The organism is Caulobacter sp. FV2ps19 (assembly GCF_058681035.1).
Genome location: NZ_CM178729.1, coordinates 1 through 17,484, shown reverse-complemented (window position 1 = coordinate 17,484; position 17,484 = coordinate 1). Strand labels below are relative to the sequence as shown.

The 17,484-nt window shown below is 65.0% G+C and carries 9 protein-coding genes and 1 pseudogene; 9 read left to right on the top strand and 1 reads right to left on the bottom strand.

Annotated elements, in window-relative coordinates; all coding sequences use genetic code 11:
* Positions 1-13 precede the first annotated feature (13 nt).
* From ACW18B_RS00050 to ACW18B_RS00030, 5 genes are all read left to right on the top strand, one after another.
* Positions 14-1,060, top strand: a complete 1,047-nt coding sequence (locus ACW18B_RS00050; RefSeq protein ID WP_492048822.1) for a WD40/YVTN/BNR-like repeat-containing protein — start codon at positions 14-16, stop codon at positions 1,058-1,060.
* A 342-nt stretch (positions 1,061-1,402) separates the two neighbouring features.
* Positions 1,403-5,485, top strand: a complete 4,083-nt coding sequence (rpoB, locus tag ACW18B_RS00045) for a DNA-directed RNA polymerase subunit beta (RefSeq protein ID WP_492048821.1) — start codon at positions 1,403-1,405, stop codon at positions 5,483-5,485.
* A 99-nt stretch (positions 5,486-5,584) separates the two neighbouring features.
* The gene (gene rpoC, locus ACW18B_RS00040) at positions 5,585-9,775 is read left to right on the top strand and encodes a DNA-directed RNA polymerase subunit beta' (RefSeq protein ID WP_492048820.1); all 4,191 of its coding nucleotides are present in this window, start codon (positions 5,585-5,587) and stop codon (positions 9,773-9,775) included.
* 132 nt (positions 9,776-9,907) lie between these two features.
* Entirely contained in the window at positions 9,908-10,723 is an 816-nt protein-coding gene (locus tag ACW18B_RS00035) for a class I SAM-dependent methyltransferase (protein WP_492048819.1), read from the top strand.
* An 84-nt stretch (positions 10,724-10,807) separates the two neighbouring features.
* Positions 10,808-12,604 carry a methyl-accepting chemotaxis protein gene (locus ACW18B_RS00030; protein ID WP_492048818.1) on the top strand — a complete coding sequence of 599 codons (1,797 nt, stop codon included), beginning with the start codon at positions 10,808-10,810 and terminating at the stop codon, positions 12,602-12,604.
* A gap of 110 nt (positions 12,605-12,714) precedes the next feature.
* Here ACW18B_RS00030 and ACW18B_RS00025 read toward each other — a convergent pair whose 3' ends face one another.
* Positions 12,715-13,431, bottom strand: a complete 717-nt coding sequence (locus tag ACW18B_RS00025) for a hypothetical protein (RefSeq protein WP_492048817.1) — start codon at positions 13,429-13,431, stop codon at positions 12,715-12,717.
* A 380-nt stretch (positions 13,432-13,811) separates the two neighbouring features.
* Here ACW18B_RS00025 and rpsL point away from each other — a divergent pair, with 380 nt between their 5' ends.
* The 4 genes and pseudogenes from rpsL to ACW18B_RS00005 form a co-directional block, all read left to right on the top strand.
* The gene (gene rpsL / locus ACW18B_RS00020; RefSeq protein ID WP_007661566.1) at positions 13,812-14,183 is read left to right on the top strand and encodes a 30S ribosomal protein S12; all 372 of its coding nucleotides are present in this window, start codon (positions 13,812-13,814) and stop codon (positions 14,181-14,183) included.
* 12 nt (positions 14,184-14,195) lie between these two features.
* Positions 14,196-14,669, top strand: a complete 474-nt coding sequence (rpsG, locus tag ACW18B_RS00015; protein WP_035049862.1) for a 30S ribosomal protein S7 — start codon at positions 14,196-14,198, stop codon at positions 14,667-14,669.
* A 104-nt stretch (positions 14,670-14,773) separates the two neighbouring features.
* Positions 14,774-16,852: an elongation factor G gene (fusA, locus tag ACW18B_RS00010; protein WP_492048816.1), complete on the top strand. Its 2,079-nt coding sequence runs from the start codon at positions 14,774-14,776 to the stop codon at positions 16,850-16,852.
* 76 nt (positions 16,853-16,928) lie between these two features.
* A pseudogene (locus tag ACW18B_RS00005) lies at positions 16,929-17,483 on the top strand (GTP-binding protein); the annotation flags it as partial.
* Position 17,484: the final 1 nt, after the last annotated feature.

Sequence of the window (17,484 nt, the reverse complement as noted above, 5' to 3'; positions counted from 1 at the left end):
GATGGAGCGACGCATGATTCTTTCTGACCTGACCCGCCGGAACGTCCTGGCCGGCGCCGGCGCGGCCCTCGCCACACCGGTCCTGGCGGGCCAGGATCTGGGCGCCGGCCATATCGAAATGCTGGAACCCGGCGCCGACAGCGAGCTTCGCGGCCTGTCGCTCGTCAAGGGCGGCTATTGGGCGTCGGGCTCCAAGGGCGTGCTCTATCAGGGCGGCAAGGGTCGCAAGCTGATGGTGGCGCGGCCGGGCGGGGCGGAGACCCTGGACTTCCGGGGTCTGCACGCCTTCTCCCTGACCCACGTGCTGGCGATGAGCGCCGGGCCGGGACGGGCGTCTCAGCTGTGGCGCACGCGCAATGGCGGTCGCGACTGGTCGGTCGTCATGACCAACGAGGACCCGGAAGGCTTCTGGGACGCCATGGTCTTTGCGCCGGACAAGCGCACGGGCTTCATTCTGGGCGATCCGACGGCCGGCGCCTTCACCCTGCTGGTGACGCGGGATGGCGGCGCCAGCTGGTCGCGGACGCCGCAGGGCGTCATTCCGGCGGCGGCCCGGGACGAGGCGGCGTTCGCGGCCAGCAATGGCTGTCTGGCCCTGGGGCCGAAAGGACAGATCGCCTTCTGCACCGGCGGCGCCGGGCGGGCGCGGGTCTATCTGTCGCGGGACGGGCGGGGCGAGCGGTTCCAGATCCTCAACACCCCGATCCCCGCCGACGGGCCCACGCGCGGCGCCTTCGCCCTGACCTTCGGTCCGAGCGGAGAGCTTTGGGTCTGCGGCGGCGACTTCAAGGCGCCGATGGCCAGGGGTGTGAACCTGGCCTGGCTGGCGCCGGGCGGCTCCGAGTTCCAGGCGGTCGACGCGCCCGCCGGCTATCTGTCGGGGATCGCCACCACGGGAGCGACCGTGCTGGCCACCGGCCTGGCGGGCACGGTCGTCCGTCGAGGCGGCGGTCCTTTCGAGCGCCTGACCCGGCAACCGTTCAATGTGGCCCGGCTCAGCGGACCGCGGGCGGGGGTCGTGGCCGGACCAAAAGGATCGATCGGGCTCTGGCGGGCCTAGCTGGGGCGGAAACCGGAGAACACGGTTTCTTAAGATTGCCCCTTTTCATCGCTGTTCCATTGGCCTATATCCGCCCGTTCACGAAGACATTCGTCGGAGCGCGTCCGCGCGCGTCCGTATTTACGCCCCGAGGCGCGGTCAGCCGCCCTCCGACCCGCGCGAAGGGGCGCCCGACAGGTCTACCGGTCCCGGTCGCCTGTCAGGGGAATTCCAGCGTCCGACGTTCCCGCCTAGGCGGGTGCGGCGAGGGTGGACGCAGGATCAAACGAACGCACGCGTGGATTCTGTCCGCGCGCGCCCTTCGAAACAATTGGCGCGGCGATCCGCGCCCAAGGGAAAAACATGGCGCAATCCTTTACCGGCAAGAAGCGGATCCGGAAGTCTTTCGGCCGCATCCCCGAAGCTGTGCAAATGCCGAACCTGATCGAGGTTCAGCGCTCGTCCTATGAGCAGTTCCTGCAGCGCGAAGTCCGTCCGGGCGTGCGCAAGGAAGAAGGCATCGAAGCCGTCTTCAAGTCGGTGTTCCCGATCAAGGACTTCAACGAGCGCGCGGTGCTCGAATACGTCTCGTACGAATTCGAAGAGCCCAAGTACGACGTTGAGGAATGCATCCAGCGCGACATGACCTTCGCGGCGCCGCTGAAGGTCAAGCTTCGCCTGATCGTGTTCGAAACCGAAGAAGAAACCGGCGCCCGGTCCGTCAAGGACATCAAGGAGCAGGACGTCTACATGGGCGATATCCCGCTCATGACCGACAAGGGCACCTTCATCGTCAACGGCACCGAGCGGGTCATCGTCTCGCAGATGCACCGTTCGCCCGGCGTGTTCTTCGACCACGACAAGGGCAAGACCCACGCCTCGGGCAAGCTGCTGTTCGCCGCCCGCGTCATTCCCTATCGCGGCTCGTGGCTGGACTTCGAGTTCGACGCCAAGGACGTGGTCTATGTCCGCATCGACCGTCGCCGCAAGCTGCCCGCCACCACCTTCCTCTATGCCCTGGGCATGGACGGCGAAGAAATCCTGACGACGTTCTATGACGTGGTGCCCTTCGAGAAGCGCACCACGGCCGGCGCCGAAGGCTGGGCCACCCCCTACAAGCCCGAGCGCTGGCGCGGCGTGAAGCCGGAATTCGCCCTGATCGACGCCGACACGGGCGAAGAAGTGGCTCCGGCCGGCACGAAGATCACCGCCCGTCAGGCCAAGAAGCTGGCTGACGGCGGCCTCAAGACCCTGCTGCTGGCCCCCGAGGCCCTGACCGGCCGTTATCTGGCCCGCGACGCCGTCAACTACGAGAACGGCGAGATCTACGCCGAAGCCGGCGACGAGCTGGACGTCGAGTCGATCCAGGCCCTGGCCGATCAAGGCTTCAGCACCATCGACGTGCTGGACATCGACCACGTCACGGTCGGCGCCTACATGCGCAACACCCTGCGGGTGGACAAGAACGCCGTCCGCGAAGACGCCCTGTTCGACATCTACCGCGTCATGCGTCCGGGCGAGCCGCCGACCGTCGAAGCCGCCGAAGCGATGTTCAAGTCGCTGTTCTTCGACGCCGAGCGCTACGACCTGTCGGCCGTGGGCCGGGTGAAGATGAACATGCGCCTGGAGCTGGACGCTTCGGACGAGATGCGCGTGCTCCGCAAGGAAGACGTGCTGGCCGTCCTGAAGCTGCTGGTCGGCCTGCGCGATGGTCGCGGCGAAATCGACGACATCGACAACCTCGGCAACCGCCGGGTGCGTTCGGTCGGCGAACTGCTGGAAAACCAGTACCGCGTCGGCCTGCTGCGCATGGAACGCGCCATCAAGGAACGCATGTCGTCCGTCGACATCGACACCGTGATGCCGCACGACCTGATCAACGCCAAGCCGGCCGCCGCCTCGGTCCGCGAATTCTTCGGCTCCTCGCAGCTGTCGCAGTTCATGGACCAAACCAATCCGCTGTCGGAAATCACCCACAAGCGTCGCCTCTCGGCCCTCGGCCCGGGCGGTCTGACCCGCGAACGCGCCGGCTTCGAAGTCCGCGACGTTCACCCGACCCACTACGGCCGCATCTGCCCGATTGAAACGCCGGAAGGCCCGAACATCGGTCTGATCAACTCGCTGGCCACCCACGCCCGCGTCAACAAGTACGGCTTCATCGAGAGCCCTTACCGTCGCGTCGCCGACGGCAAGCCGCTCGACGAGGTCGTCTACATGTCGGCCATGGAAGAGTCCAAGCACGTCATCGCCCAGTCCAACATCAAGGTGTTGAACGGCGAGATCGTCGACGACCTGGTCCCCGGCCGGATCAACGGCGAACCCACGCTCCTGCAAAAGGAGATGGTCGACCTGATGGACGTGTCGCCGCGCCAAGTCGTGTCGGTGGCCGCGGCCCTGATCCCCTTCCTCGAAAACGATGACGCCAACCGCGCTCTCATGGGCTCGAACATGCAACGTCAGGCCGTGCCGCTGGTGCAGTCCGACGCGCCGCTGGTCGGCACCGGCATGGAAGCCGTGGTCGCTCGCGACTCCGGCGCCGTGGTCGTGGCCAAGCGCACCGGCGTCGTCGAGCAGATCGACGGTACGCGGATCGTGGTCCGCGCCACCGAAGAGACCGACGCCGCCCGTTCGGGCGTCGACATCTACCGTCTCTCCAAGTTCCAGCGTTCGAACCAGTCGACCTGCATCAACCAGCGCCCGCTGGTGAAGGTGGGCGACAAGATCAGCGCCGGCGACATCATCGCCGACGGTCCCTCGACCGAGCTGGGCGAACTGGCCCTGGGCCGCAACGCGCTCGTCGCGTTCATGCCCTGGAACGGCTACAACTTCGAAGACTCCATCCTGATCTCCGAACGCATCGTCCGCGACGACGTCTTCACCTCGATCCACATCGAGGAATTCGAAGTCATGGCCCGCGATACGAAGCTCGGCCCAGAAGAAATCACCCGCGACATCCCGAACGTCGGCGAGGAAGCCCTGCGCAACCTCGACGAAGCCGGCATCGTGGCGATCGGCGCCGAAGTCCAGCCGGGCGACATCCTGGTCGGCAAGGTCACGCCGAAGGGCGAAAGCCCGATGACGCCGGAAGAAAAGCTCCTGCGCGCCATCTTCGGTGAAAAGGCCTCGGACGTCCGCGACACCAGCCTGCGCCTGCCCCCGGGCGTCGCCGGCACGATCGTCGACGTGCGGGTGTTCAACCGTCACGGCGTCGACAAGGACGAACGCGCCCTGGCCATCGAACGCTCGGAAATCGACCGCCTGGGCAAGGACCGCGACGATGAGTTCGCGATCCTGAACCGCAACATCTCCAGCCGTCTGCGCGACGTGCTGATCGGCAATGTGGCGCTGTCGGGTCCCAAGGGCCTGTCGCGCGGCGAGATCTCGGCCGAAAAGCTCGACGAGATCCAGCCGGGTCTGTGGTGGCAGATCGCCCTCGAAGACGAGAAGGCGATGGGCGAACTGGAAAGCCTGCGTCGTCTGTTCGACGAGAACCGCAAGCGTCTGGACCGTCGCTTCGAGGACAAGGTCGACAAGCTGCAGCGCGGCGACGAACTGCCGCCTGGCGTGATGAAGATGGTCAAGGTCTTCGTGGCCGTGAAGCGCAAGCTTCAGCCCGGCGACAAGATGGCCGGCCGTCACGGCAACAAGGGCGTCATCTCGCGCATCCTGCCGATCGAGGACATGCCGTTCCTCGCCGACGGGACGCACGTGGACGTCGTTCTGAACCCGCTGGGCGTGCCGTCGCGCATGAACGTCGGCCAGATCTTCGAAACCCACCTGGGCTGGGCCTGCGCCAATCTGGGCAAGCAGATCACGGCTCTGATGGAAGACTGGCAGGCCGGCGGTCAGAAGGAAGCGCTGGTTACGCGCCTGACCGAGATCTACGGCCCGGACGAAGAGCTGCCCGACACCGAAGAGGGTCTGCTGGAACTGGCGCGCAACCTCGGCAAGGGCGTTCCGATCGCCACGCCGGTGTTCGACGGCGCCCGGATCAGCGACATCGAGGACCACCTGATCATGGCGGGCGTCGATCCGTCGGGTCAGTCGATCCTGTTCGACGGTCAGACGGGCGACCAGTTCAAGCGTCCGGTCACGGTCGGCTACATCTACATGCTGAAGCTGCACCACCTGGTCGACGACAAGATCCACGCCCGTTCGATCGGTCCGTACTCCCTCGTCACGCAACAGCCGCTGGGGGGTAAGGCCCAGTTCGGCGGTCAGCGCTTCGGGGAAATGGAAGTGTGGGCCCTGGAAGCCTACGGCGCGGCCTACACCCTGCAGGAAATGCTGACGGTGAAGTCCGACGACGTGGCCGGCCGCACCAAGGTCTACGAGTCGATCGTCCGCGGCGACGACACGTTCGAAGCCGGCATCCCCGAAAGCTTCAACGTGCTGGTCAAGGAAATGCGCTCGCTCGGCCTGAACGTCGAGCTGGAGAACAGCTGATCCGAACCTCCCTCCTCCACCTAGCGGTGGGGGAGGGGCCTTCGCTCAGCCCATCTCCACTTTGAATTTTCGCGGGACGCTCCCGCAGAAGGAACCAAGATGAACCAGGAAGTCCTGAACATCTTCAATCCGGTCCAGGCCGCTCCGACCTTCGACCAGATCCGTATTTCGCTGGCCTCGCCGGAAAAGATCCGCTCGTGGTCGTTCGGCGAGATCAAGAAGCCCGAGACCATCAACTACCGCACGTTCAAGCCCGAGCGTGACGGCCTGTTCTGCGCCCGTATCTTTGGCCCGACCAAGGACTACGAATGCCTGTGCGGCAAGTACAAGCGCATGAAGTACAAGGGCATCATCTGCGAAAAGTGCGGTGTTGAAGTCACCCTGGCCCGCGTCCGTCGCGAGCGCATGGGCCACATCGAACTGGCCTCGCCTGTCGCCCACATCTGGTTCCTGAAGAGCCTGCCCTCGCGCATCGCCATGATGCTGGACATGCCCCTGAAGGACATCGAACGCGTCCTGTACTTCGAATACTACATCATCACCGAGCCGGGTCTGACCCCGCTGAAGCAGCACCAGCTGCTCAGTGAAGAAGACTACATGCGCGCTCAGGAAGAGTATGGCGACGACAGCTTCACCGCCGAGATCGGCGCTGAAGCCATCCAGAACCTGCTCAAGGCGATCGACCTCGACAAGGAAGCCGAACGCCTGCGCGAAGAGCTGGCCGGCACCGTGTCGGACATCAAGCAGAAGAAGTTCAGCAAGCGCCTGAAGATCCTCGAGGCCTTCTCGGAATCGGGCAACCGCCCCGAGTGGATGGTCCTGACGGTCGTGCCGGTGATCCCGCCGGAACTGCGCCCGCTGGTGCCGCTGGACGGCGGCCGCTTCGCGACCTCCGACCTGAACGACCTCTATCGCCGGGTCATCAACCGCAACAACCGTCTGAAGCGCCTGATCGAGCTGCGCGCGCCCGACATCATCATCCGCAACGAAAAGCGGATGCTGCAGGAGTCGGTCGACGCCCTGTTCGACAACGGCCGTCGCGGTCGCGTCATCACCGGCGCCAACAAGCGGCCCCTCAAGTCGCTGGCCGACATGCTGAAGGGCAAGCAAGGCCGCTTCCGTCAGAACCTGCTGGGCAAGCGCGTCGACTATTCGGGCCGTTCGGTCATCGTCGTGGGTCCGGACCTGAAGCTGCACGAGTGCGGCCTGCCCAAGAAGATGGCTCTGGAGCTGTTCAAGCCGTTCATCTATGCGCGCCTGGACGCCAAGGGCCTGTCGGGCACCGTCAAACAGTCCAAGCGCATGGTCGAGCGCGAACAGCCCCAGGTGTGGGACATCCTCGAAGAGGTGATCCGCGAGCACCCGGTGATGCTGAACCGCGCGCCGACGCTTCACCGTCTGGGCATCCAGGCGTTCGAGCCCAAGCTGATCGAGGGCAAGGCCATCCAGCTGCACCCGCTGGTCTGCGCCGCCTTCAACGCCGACTTCGACGGCGATCAGATGGCTGTCCACGTGCCGCTGTCGCTGGAGGCGCAACTCGAAGCGCGCGTCCTGATGATGTCGACCAACAACATCCTGTCGCCCGCCAACGGTCGCCCGATTATCGTGCCGTCGCAGGACATCGTCCTGGGTCTGTACTACCTGTCGGTCGCTCGCGAAGGTGAGCCGGGCGAAGGCAAGATCTTTGCCGACCTGGGCGAGATCGAAGCCGCCATGGACGCTGGCGTCGTCAGCCTGCACGCCAAGATCAAGTCGCGCTTTACCGAAGTGGACGCCGATGGCGTGGCGCGTCGCCGCGTGATCGACACCACGCCGGGCCGGATGAAGATCGCCGCCCTGCTGCCGCGTCACCCGCAGGTGGGTCACCGCCTGATCGAGAAGGCCCTGACCAAGAAGGAAATCGGCAACCTCATCGACATCGTCTACCGCCACTGCGGTCAGAAGGCGACGGTGATCTTCGCCGACCAGATCATGGGTCTGGGCTTCAAGGAAGCGGCCAAGGCCGGCATCTCCTTCGGCAAGGACGACATCATCATCCCCAAGCGGAAGGAAGCGATCGTCGCCGAAACCCGCACTCTGGCTGAAGAGTACGAGCAACAGTACGCCGACGGCCTGATCACTAAGGGCGAGAAATACAACAAGGTCGTTGACGCCTGGGCCAAGGCCACCGACCGCGTCGCCGACGAGATGATGGCCGAGCTTCAGATGAAGCATCTGGACGAGAACGGCCGCGAGAAAGAGATCAACGCCATCTACATGATGGCCCACTCCGGCGCTCGTGGTTCGCAAGCCCAGATGAAGCAACTGGGCGGCATGCGCGGTCTGATGGCCAAGCCTTCGGGCGAGATCATCGAGACCCCGATCGTCTCGAACTTCAAGGAAGGCCTGACCGTTCAGGAATACTTCAACTCGACCCACGGCGCCCGCAAGGGCCTGGCGGACACCGCGCTGAAGACCGCCAACTCCGGCTATCTGACCCGTCGTCTGGTCGACGTGGCGCAGGACTGCATCATCGTCGAGGAAGACTGCGGCACCACCCGGGGCATCACCCTGCGGGCCGTGGTCGAGGGCGGCGACGTCCTCGTCTCGCTGGGCACGCGCGTTCTGGGCCGCTTCACGGCCGAGGACGTCAAGGATCCGGCGACCGGCGAACTGGTCGTTCCCGCCGACACCTATCTGACCGAGAACATGGCTGACGCCATCGAAGCCGCTGCGGTGCAGTCGGTGAAGGTGCGTTCGGTCCTGACCTGCGAGGCCAAGATCGGCGTCTGCGGCGCCTGCTACGGCCGCGACCTGGCGCGCGGTACGCCGGTGAACATCGGTGAAGCGGTCGGCGTCATCGCCGCCCAATCCATCGGTGAGCCCGGCACCCAGCTGACGATGCGGACCTTCCACATCGGCGGCACCGCCCAGGTGGCCGAGCAGTCGTTCTTCGAAAGCAGCAACGACGGTACGGTCCGCGTCACCGGCGCCACCGTCACCGGCGCCGACGGCTTCCTGGTCGTCATGAGCCGCAACACGGCTGTCAGCGTCCTGGTCGACGGCAAGGAGCGCGAGAACTACAAGCCGCCGTACGGCGCGCGCCTGAAGATCAAGGACGGCGACAAGGTCAAGCGCGGTCAGCGCCTGGCCGATTGGGACCCCTACACCACCCCGATCATCACCGAAGTCGCCGGCAAGATCCGCGCCGAAGACCTGGTGGACGGCTTCTCCGTCCGCGAGGAAACCGACGAAGCCACCGGCATCGCGCAACGCGTGATCGCCGACTGGCGGACATCGGCCCGCGCCGCCGACCTGCGCCCTGCGATGGGCGTTCTGGCCGACGACGGCTCCTATGTTCGCCTCGCCAACGGCGGTGAAGCTCGCTACCTGATGTCGGTCGGCGCCATTCTGTCGGTGGCCGACGGCGATACGGTGAAGCCGGGCGAGGTCATCGCGCGGATCCCCACCGAAGGCGCCAAGACCCGGGACATCACCGGTGGTCTGCCGCGCGTCGCCGAACTCTTCGAAGCCCGCCGTCCCAAGGACTGCGCGGTCATCGCGGAAATGGACGGCCGTGTCGAATTCGGCAAGGATTACAAGAACAAGCGCCGCATCAAGATCACCCCGGACGTTGACGCCGACGGTAATCAGGCTGAAGCGGTCGAGTTCCTGATCCCCAAGGGCAAGCACATCGCGGTGCACGATGGCGATTTCATCGCGCGCGGCGAATACATCATCGACGGCAACCCGGATCCGCACGACATCCTGCGCATCCTGGGCGTCGAGGCCCTGGCCAACTTCCTCGTGGACGAAATCCAGGAGGTCTATCGACTGCAGGGCGTGCCGATCAACGACAAGCACATCGAGACGATCGTTCGTCAGATGCTGCAGAAGGTTGAAATCCTCGATCCGGGCGATACCGGCCTGATCAAGGGCGATCATCTCGACAAGCCCGAGTTCTATATCGAGCAGGACCGCGCGGTTGCGCGTGGCGGCCGTCCGGCCACCACCCAGCCCGTGCTGCTCGGCATCACCAAGGCGAGCCTGCAAACCAAGAGCTTCATCTCGGCCGCGTCGTTCCAGGAAACGACCCGCGTCCTGACCGAAGCCTCGGTGCACGGCAAGACCGACACCCTGGAAGGCCTGAAGGAAAACGTCATCGTGGGTCGTCTGATCCCCGCCGGTACGGGTTCCTATCTGCGCAGCCTGCAGCGCGTCGCCGCCAAGCGCGACGAGCAACTGGCCCAGCAGCGCGAAGAGGCGATGGAGCCGCTGCCGGCTTCGATCGCCCTCGCGGACGCCGAATAGGCGCTGTCGACGCCAGGGACGGTTGACGCCGTTCCCGGATGAAAGAAATGTCGAAGGCCCGGGAGCGATCCCGGGCCTTCTTCGTTTCCCCGGTGGCGAACGCCCCGGGGGGCGACCATCGGGGAGGCGTCTATGGGGCTGAACGCGGACTATGCGGTGAGGGTTCGGCGGCTGGCGGCGGATAGCGGCCTGTCCGATACCGACCTGATGAATCGCACCCTGATGGCGAGCGTCAAATGGCTAACCCAGCTGTGGGTCAACACGCTGGCGCAGGAAAGCCTCAAGGTCCGGTCCGGTATCTTTGAAGGCATGGACTATGTGGTCAATGCCGCCGAGGGCGCCTTCCTGCCCCGTCTGCTCGGCATCTACGAGCGGGAGCTGGCGCCCCATTTGCGGGATTTGGCCGAGGCGGGTCTGGACACCGTTATCGATATCGGGTGCGCCGAGGGCTACTACGCCGTGGGCCTGGCGCGCTTGATGCCCGATGTGATCGTCCGGGCTCATGACATCGACGAAACTGCCCGTCGTCGCTGCGGCCTGCTGGCCAAGGCCAATGATGTCGGCGACCGCGTTCTGGTCGGCGGCGAATTTCGCGGTGAGGATTTTGAGGCCTTCCGGGGCGCGCGCGTCCTTGTCTTCATCGACACAGAGGGCTTTGAGGACGACATTCTGCGTCCTGATCTCTATCCGGCCCTGGCCGGCTTCAACCTCATCGTCGAAACCCATCCCTTGGCGCGTCCGGGCGTCACCGAACGGTTGATGGACAGGTTTTCGTCGACCCACGACATCGTCCGGATCGATCAGGGGATCGAGCGCGCCGACCTGCCCGCTCAACTGGCCAATAGCAGCCATCTCGAGATGATGCTTGCGGCCTGGGAATGGCGGGCCCGACCAACACCCTGGCTCGTCATGAGGCCGAAGTCCGAGGCGGCCTGCGACAAAAGGTAGCAGTTTCCGCGAGGGCATCAGATATTAAGCATAGCTTCAAGTCCTGCTGGGAAAACGGTTGTCTTCCGTATTCTCAGGGACGCCATGCGCTCGGACATCTCCACCAAGGTCAGCCTGACCATCACCGCCGCCTTTGTGGTCATGACGGTCGCGGTTCTGGCGATCGTCGCGAGTGGCTCGCTCGGCTTCGCCAAGCAGCAGGCCAAGGCCCAGCAGGAAGCCAGCATGCGGGTGGCGTGGGACGTCATCGGTCAGCGCGGCCAGGCTTTTCGTCTCGAGGGCGATACGCTTCTGGTCGGCGACCATGCGCTGAATGGCGACCCTGACGGCGTTGACCGGGTCAAGGGCTTGGTCGGCGGCACCGCCACGGTGTTCAGGGGCGACACCCGGATCACCACCAATGTCACCAAGCCGGACGGCAGTCGCGCGGTCGGCACGCCCCTGGCCAAGGGCAAGGTCTATGACGCTGTCCTCGGACGCGGCGAGCCCTATCGCGGCGAGGCCAAGATCCTGGGGCGCCCGTTCTTCGTCGCCTATGATCCGATCAAGGACGCCGCCGGCCAGGTGATCGGCATCCTGTACGTCGGCATCCCCCAGGCCGACTATTTCCAGCCGGTTTACAAGCAGCTGAGCTTCCTGGCCGCCGCCTGTCTGTTGCTGGGCGCGGCCGGCGCGACCGCTTCGGTCCTGATGACGCGTGGCCAGCTGAAGCCGTTGTCGACCCTGCGCGACGCGATGAGCAAGCTGATGACCGGCGACCTGACCGTCAACCTGCCCTTTGCCGGGCGCCGTGACGACATCGGCCTGATGGCCGATGCGGTTCACGCCTTCCGCGACGACGCGCGCGAAAAACAGACCATTCAGGCCCAGGCCCAGGCGCGCGATAGCCGCGCTCAATCCGAACAGCAGGCCGCCCAGGATCGCGACGCCCGTCAGGCCGCCGCCCAGACCCTGGTGGTCTCCAGCCTGGCCCAGGGTCTTGGTCGCCTGTCCGAGGGTGATCTGACCGTCCGCCTGAACACCCCGTTTGCGGCCGACTACGAAGGGCTGCGCGCCGACTTCAATCAGACCGTGACCCGCCTGCAGGACGCCATGGGCGCCGTCATCGACGCCGTGGGGGGGCTTCACGCCGGCGCGGGCGGCATCGCCGCCGAAGCGGGTGATCTGTCGCGTCGCACCGAGCAGCAGGCCGCCAGCCTGGAAGAAACCGCCGCCGCCCTCGACGAGATCACCGCCACCGTCCGCCGCACCGCCGACGGCGCGCGCGGGGCCCGGGAGGCTGTGCGGGAAGCCCAGGCCGAAGCCGCGCGTTCGCGGAAGGTCGTGGGCGACACCATCGACGCGATCAACGGCGTCGAGGCCTCGGCCGCCCAGGTGGCCCAGATCATCGGCGTTATCGACGAGATCGCCTTCCAGACCAATCTGCTGGCCCTGAACGCCGGCGTCGAAGCGGCCCGGGCCGGCGATGCGGGGCGCGGCTTCGCGGTCGTGGCGCAAGAGGTGCGGGCCCTGGCCCAGCGCTCGGCCGACGCCGCCAAGGAGATCAAGACCCACATCAGCGACTCCACGCGCCAGGTCGAGGCCGGGGTGGCCCTGGTCGGTCGCACCGGCGAGGCGTTGCAGAAGATCGCCGCCCAGGTCGAGGCCATCGACGGGATTGTCTCGGAGATCGCCGCCAGCGCCCAGGAGCAGGCGGCTGGCCTGTCGGAGGTCAACACCGCCGTCAACCAGATGGACCAGGGCACGCAGCAGAACGCGGCCATGGTCAATCGCTCGGCCGACGCCAGCCGTGATCTGGTCTCACAGGCCGACGGCCTGGCCGGTCTGGTCGGTCGTTTCCAGATCGAGTCGTCTTCGACCGCTCAGCGACGGATCGCCTAGAGCGGCGCGCGCGATAGAGCAATCGCACGCTGCGCTCTAGATTTTTGCTTTCGCGTCGCTTTCGCGGAAAACCGGCGTCCACTTTTCCGCGCGACGCTTTAGGAACGCTATTAACGCTGCTCTGAGTCTCGTCGGGCTTTGGCGCGCTTGGCCTCGATTTCCTTGGCCTTGTCCAGAAGATAGAGCTCCTGGCCACGCGCGTCGCGCGGACGGCCCAGACCGTCCATTTCCAGGCCGCCGACGAAGGGGATGTCCTTGGCCTTGCCCGGGCCATCGCGGCTGCGGTGATCGACGCCCACGCCCATCGGGCTTTCCTTATAGGTGCGCTCGGCCTCCTGAGTGAGCGCCTGTCGTCTGAACTCCGCGGCGGTGGCGGCGCTTCGCGGCGCATTGGCGTAGACCGGCGCGTTGCGCGCGGCGGCGCCCAGACGCTCGTCGCACGTCTCGGTCTCTCGCCGGTTCAGGCCCACGGCTGCCGCGTTGGCGCAGCCGATCGCGCTGCCTCTCAGGGCCGCGCGCAGGTCGCCCTTGGGGCCTTCGGGCAGGGGCGCGGGATGGGAGCCGGTTCCTACGGCGCCGGACCGGCCAACCTGTAGCGGCGCGACCGTCGCGGGCGCCGACAGGCGCGGTGCGCGAGGCTGGATCATCGACGGTGTGGCCGCAGCGGGTGCGGCCAGCGGGGCGGAGGCCCGGATCAGGGGGCGTCTTGGCCGCTCCAGCGTAACCGTGAGGGCGTCCTCGTCATTCGAGCGATCGGGAAAGGTCTCGATCTGGGGCAGGGCGAGGAAGCCGAGCACGACCGCATGAACGGCCAGCGATCCGGCCACGACGGCGGTTCGTCTCGAGGGGCGAAGGCGCGCCGTTGACAGGGTCACCAGGAACTCGACAAAAGGATTATCCGTTCGTCACCCTCTCCACCGGAAGTGGCGAAAGCGTGGCCTTTAAGGTCCTCTTAACCGACGCAATCACTGGCGTTGACGCGGGCCGACTTCGCGAGTAAATACCGCGCTCTTTCGAGGTGGGCCCTGCGCCTGTCCGATGAACGCCCGTCCCTCTAGACGGATAGCCCGCCGGAACGCTTTCCGCGTCCCGGCGAGTTTCGTGTTTATCGGGTCTCCAATCGGAGCCTTGCAAGCCGGAATAAAAACAACAAGGACCCGAAGCGCTTCGGCCGACAGGCACACGCTTCCATCAGAGCAGAGACTGAATGCCTACCGTCAACCAGCTCATCCGTAAACCGCGCCAACCTAAGCCGGTTCGGAACAAGGTGCCCGCCCTGAAGGGCTGCCCCCAACGTCGCGGCGTTTGCACGCGCGTCTACACGACGACCCCGAAGAAGCCGAACTCGGCGCTTCGTAAGGTCGCCAAGGTCCGTTTGACCACCGGCATTGAAGCCGTGTGCTACATCCCGGGCGAAGGCCACAACCTGCAGGAGCACTCGGTGGTGCTCATCCGCGGCGGCCGCGTCAAGGATTTGCCCGGCGTCCGTTACCACATCCTGCGCGGCGTCCTCGACACCCAAGGTGTCAAGGATCGTAAGCAGCGTCGTTCGCTCTACGGCGCCAAGCGTCCGAAGTAAGGAAAAAGAAGCATGTCACGCCGCCGTCGCGCCGAGAAACGCCAAGTTCTGCCGGACCCCAAGTTCGGAGACCTGGTTGTCACGAAATTCATGAACTACGTGATGTACGAGGGCAAAAAAGCCGTCGCAGAAAACATCATCTATGGCGCCTTCGACATCATCGAGTCGAAGCGCAAGGACCAGGGTCCCCTGGAAACCTTCCACTCCGCCCTGGACAATGTCGCCCCGGCGATCGAAGTCCGGTCGCGTCGCGTCGGCGGCGCCACCTATCAGGTGCCCGTGGAAGTCCGTCCGGACCGTCGTCGCGCCCTGGCCATCCGCTGGCTGGTGACCGCTGCGCGCAAGCGTGGTGAGAACACCATGACCGAGAAGCTGGCCGGTGAACTGCTCGATGCTTCCAACAACCGCGGCACCGCGGTGAAGAAGCGCGAAGACACCCACAAGATGGCTGAAGCCAACCGGGCGTTCTCGCACTACCGCTGGTAACCTTTCTTACCAGCACTCTTTCAGGCGCGGGCGGTTTGCGATAAACCGCCCGCGCCGCACGTTTAATATGACCTTGCCTCCAGGCAGTTACGCAGAGCTCCAGCATGGCCCGCCAGCATAAAATCGAAGATTACCGTAACTTCGGAATCATGGCGCACATCGACGCCGGAAAGACGACGACGACGGAGCGGATCCTGTATTACACAGGTAAGTCGCACAAGATCGGCGAAGTCCACGACGGCGCCGCGACCATGGACTGGATGGACCAGGAACAAGAGCGCGGCATCACCATCACGTCGGCCGCGACGACCGCTTTCTGGAAAGACAAGCGCCTCAACATCATCGACACCCCAGGCCACGTCGACTTCACGATTGAAGTCGAGCGTTCGCTGCGCGTGCTCGACGGCGCGGTCGCTGTTCTCGACGGCAACGCCGGCGTTGAGCCCCAGACCGAAACCGTCTGGCGCCAGGCCGACAAGTACAACGTGCCGCGCATCGTGTTCGTCAACAAGATGGACAAGATCGGCGCCGACTTCGACAAGTCGGTCGAGTCGATCCGCGATCGTCTGGGCGCCAAGGCCGTGCCGATCCAGTTCCCGATCGGTTCGGAAAACACCCTCAGCGGCCTGGTCGACCTGGTCCGCATGAAGGCCGTCGTCTGGGACAATGACGCCCTGGGCGCCAACTTCCGCGACGAAGAAATCCCGGCTGACCTGATGGCCAAGGCCGTCGAGGCCCACGCCTATCTGGTCGAAGCCGCCGTCGAAATGGACGACGAGGCGATGGAAGCCTATCTGAGCGGCGAAGAGCCCTCGGAAGCCGTGCTGAAGAAGTGCATCCGCAAGGCCGTGCTGACCGGCGCCTTCTATCCGATCCTCTGCGGCTCGGCCTTCAAGAACAAGGGCGTGCAGACCCTGCTGGACGCCGTCGTCGACTACCTGCCGTCGCCGCTGGACATCCCGCCGACCAAGGGCATCGACTTCAAGACCGAAGAAGAGATCGTGCGTCACGCCTCGGACGAAGAGCCCTTGTCGGTTCTGGCGTTCAAGATCATGGACGACCCCTTCGTCGGTTCGCTGACCTTCTGCCGGATCTATTCGGGCAAGCTGGAAACCGGCATGGGCCTGCTGAACGCCTCGCGCGACAAGCGCGAACGCGTCGGCCGGATGCTGCTGATGCACTCCAACAACCGCGAAGACATCAAGGAAGCCTATGCCGGCGACATCGTCGCCCTGGCCGGCCTGAAGGACACCCGCACCGGTGACACCCTGTGCGATCCGACCAAGTCGCCGGTGATTCTGGAGCGCATGATCTTCCCGGCTCCGGTCATCGAGATCGCCGTCGAGCCCAAGTCGAAGGCCGACCAGGAGAAGCTGGGCGTCGCCCTGCAGAAGCTGGCCGCCGAAGATCCGTCCTTCACCGTCTCGACCGACTTCGAAAGCGGCCAGACGATCCTGAAGGGCATGGGCGAGCTGCACCTGGACATCAAGATCGACATCCTGAAGCGGACCTACAAGGTCGAAGCCAATATCGGCGCGCCGCAGGTGGCCTATCGCGAAAGCCTGGGGAAGACGGTCGACATCGACTACACCCACAAGAAGCAGACCGGCGGTACGGGCCAGTTCGCCCGCGTCATGATCACCTTTGAACCGGGCGAGCCGGGTTCGGGCTTCGTGTTCGAAAACTCCATCGTCGGCGGCGCGGTGCCCAAGGAATATATCCCGGGCGTCGAAAAGGGTCTGAACTCGGTCAAGGACAACGGCCTGCTGGCCGGCTTCCCGCTGATCGACTTCAAGGCCACCCTGACGGACGGCAAGTACCACGACGTCGACTCCAGCGTGCTGGCGTTCGAAATCGCGTCGCGCGCCGCCTTCAAGGAGCTGCGTGAAAAGGGCGCTCCCAAGCTGCTCGAGCCGATCATGGCCGTCGAAGTCGTGACCCCGGAAGAGTATCTGGGTTCGGTCATCGGCGACCTGAACAGCCGTCGTGGCATGATCCAGGGTCAAGACATGCGCGGCAACGCCACCGTCGTGAACGCCTTCGTGCCGCTGGCCAATATGTTCGGCTATGTGAACACCCTGCGCGGCATGAGCCAGGGCCGCGCCCAGTTCACCATGCAATACGACCACTACGAGCCGGTGCCGCAACACGTCGCCGACGAAGTGATCAAGAAGTACGCCTAAGCAAACCCCAGATATTTCCCATTAATTGAAGGCCCCCCCACTTTTTGAGGGGATTGGGGTCCTAAGGTAGAGAAAAATGGCCAAGGAAAAGTTCGAACGTACTAAGCCGCACTGCAACATCGGCACCATCGGTCACGTTGACCATGGCAAGACGACGCTGACGGCCGCGATCACCATCACGCTGGCCAAGGCCAGCGGCGGTAAGGCGATGAACTACGCCGACATCGACGCCGCGCCGGAAGAAAAGGCCCGCGGCATCACGATCAACACCGCGCACGTGGAATATGAGACGGCCAACCGTCACTACGCCCACGTCGACTGCCCCGGCCACGCCGACTATGTGAAGAACATGATCACCGGCGCGGCGCAGATGGACGGCGCGATCCTGGTGGTTTCGGCCGCTGACGGCCCGATGCCCCAGACCCGCGAGCACATCCTGCTGGCCCGTCAGGTCGGCGTGCCCGCCCTGGTCGTCTACATGAACAAGGTCGACCTGGTCGACGACGAAGAACTGCTGGAACTGGTCGAGATGGAAGTGCGCGAGCTGCTCAGCTCGTATGACTTCCCGGGCGACGACATTCCGATCACCAAGGGCTCGGCCAAGGTCGCCATCGACGGCGGCGATCCCAAGA

Excerpts from the sequence above, each read along its gene's own strand:
- ACW18B_RS00050 (WP_492048822.1), top strand. The coding sequence starts at position 14 with ATGATTCTTTCTGACCTGACCCGCCGGAACGTCCTGGCCGGCGCCGGC.
- rpoB (WP_492048821.1), top strand. The coding sequence starts at position 1,403 with ATGGCGCAATCCTTTACCGGCAAGAAGCGGATCCGGAAGTCTTTCGGC.
- rpoC (WP_492048820.1), top strand. The coding sequence starts at position 5,585 with ATGAACCAGGAAGTCCTGAACATCTTCAATCCGGTCCAGGCCGCTCCG.
- ACW18B_RS00035 (WP_492048819.1), top strand. The coding sequence starts at position 9,908 with ATGGGGCTGAACGCGGACTATGCGGTGAGGGTTCGGCGGCTGGCGGCG.
- ACW18B_RS00030 (WP_492048818.1), top strand. The coding sequence starts at position 10,808 with ATGCGCTCGGACATCTCCACCAAGGTCAGCCTGACCATCACCGCCGCC.
- rpsL (WP_007661566.1), top strand. The coding sequence starts at position 13,812 with ATGCCTACCGTCAACCAGCTCATCCGTAAACCGCGCCAACCTAAGCCG.
- rpsG (WP_035049862.1), top strand. The coding sequence starts at position 14,196 with ATGTCACGCCGCCGTCGCGCCGAGAAACGCCAAGTTCTGCCGGACCCC.
- fusA (WP_492048816.1), top strand. The coding sequence starts at position 14,774 with ATGGCCCGCCAGCATAAAATCGAAGATTACCGTAACTTCGGAATCATG.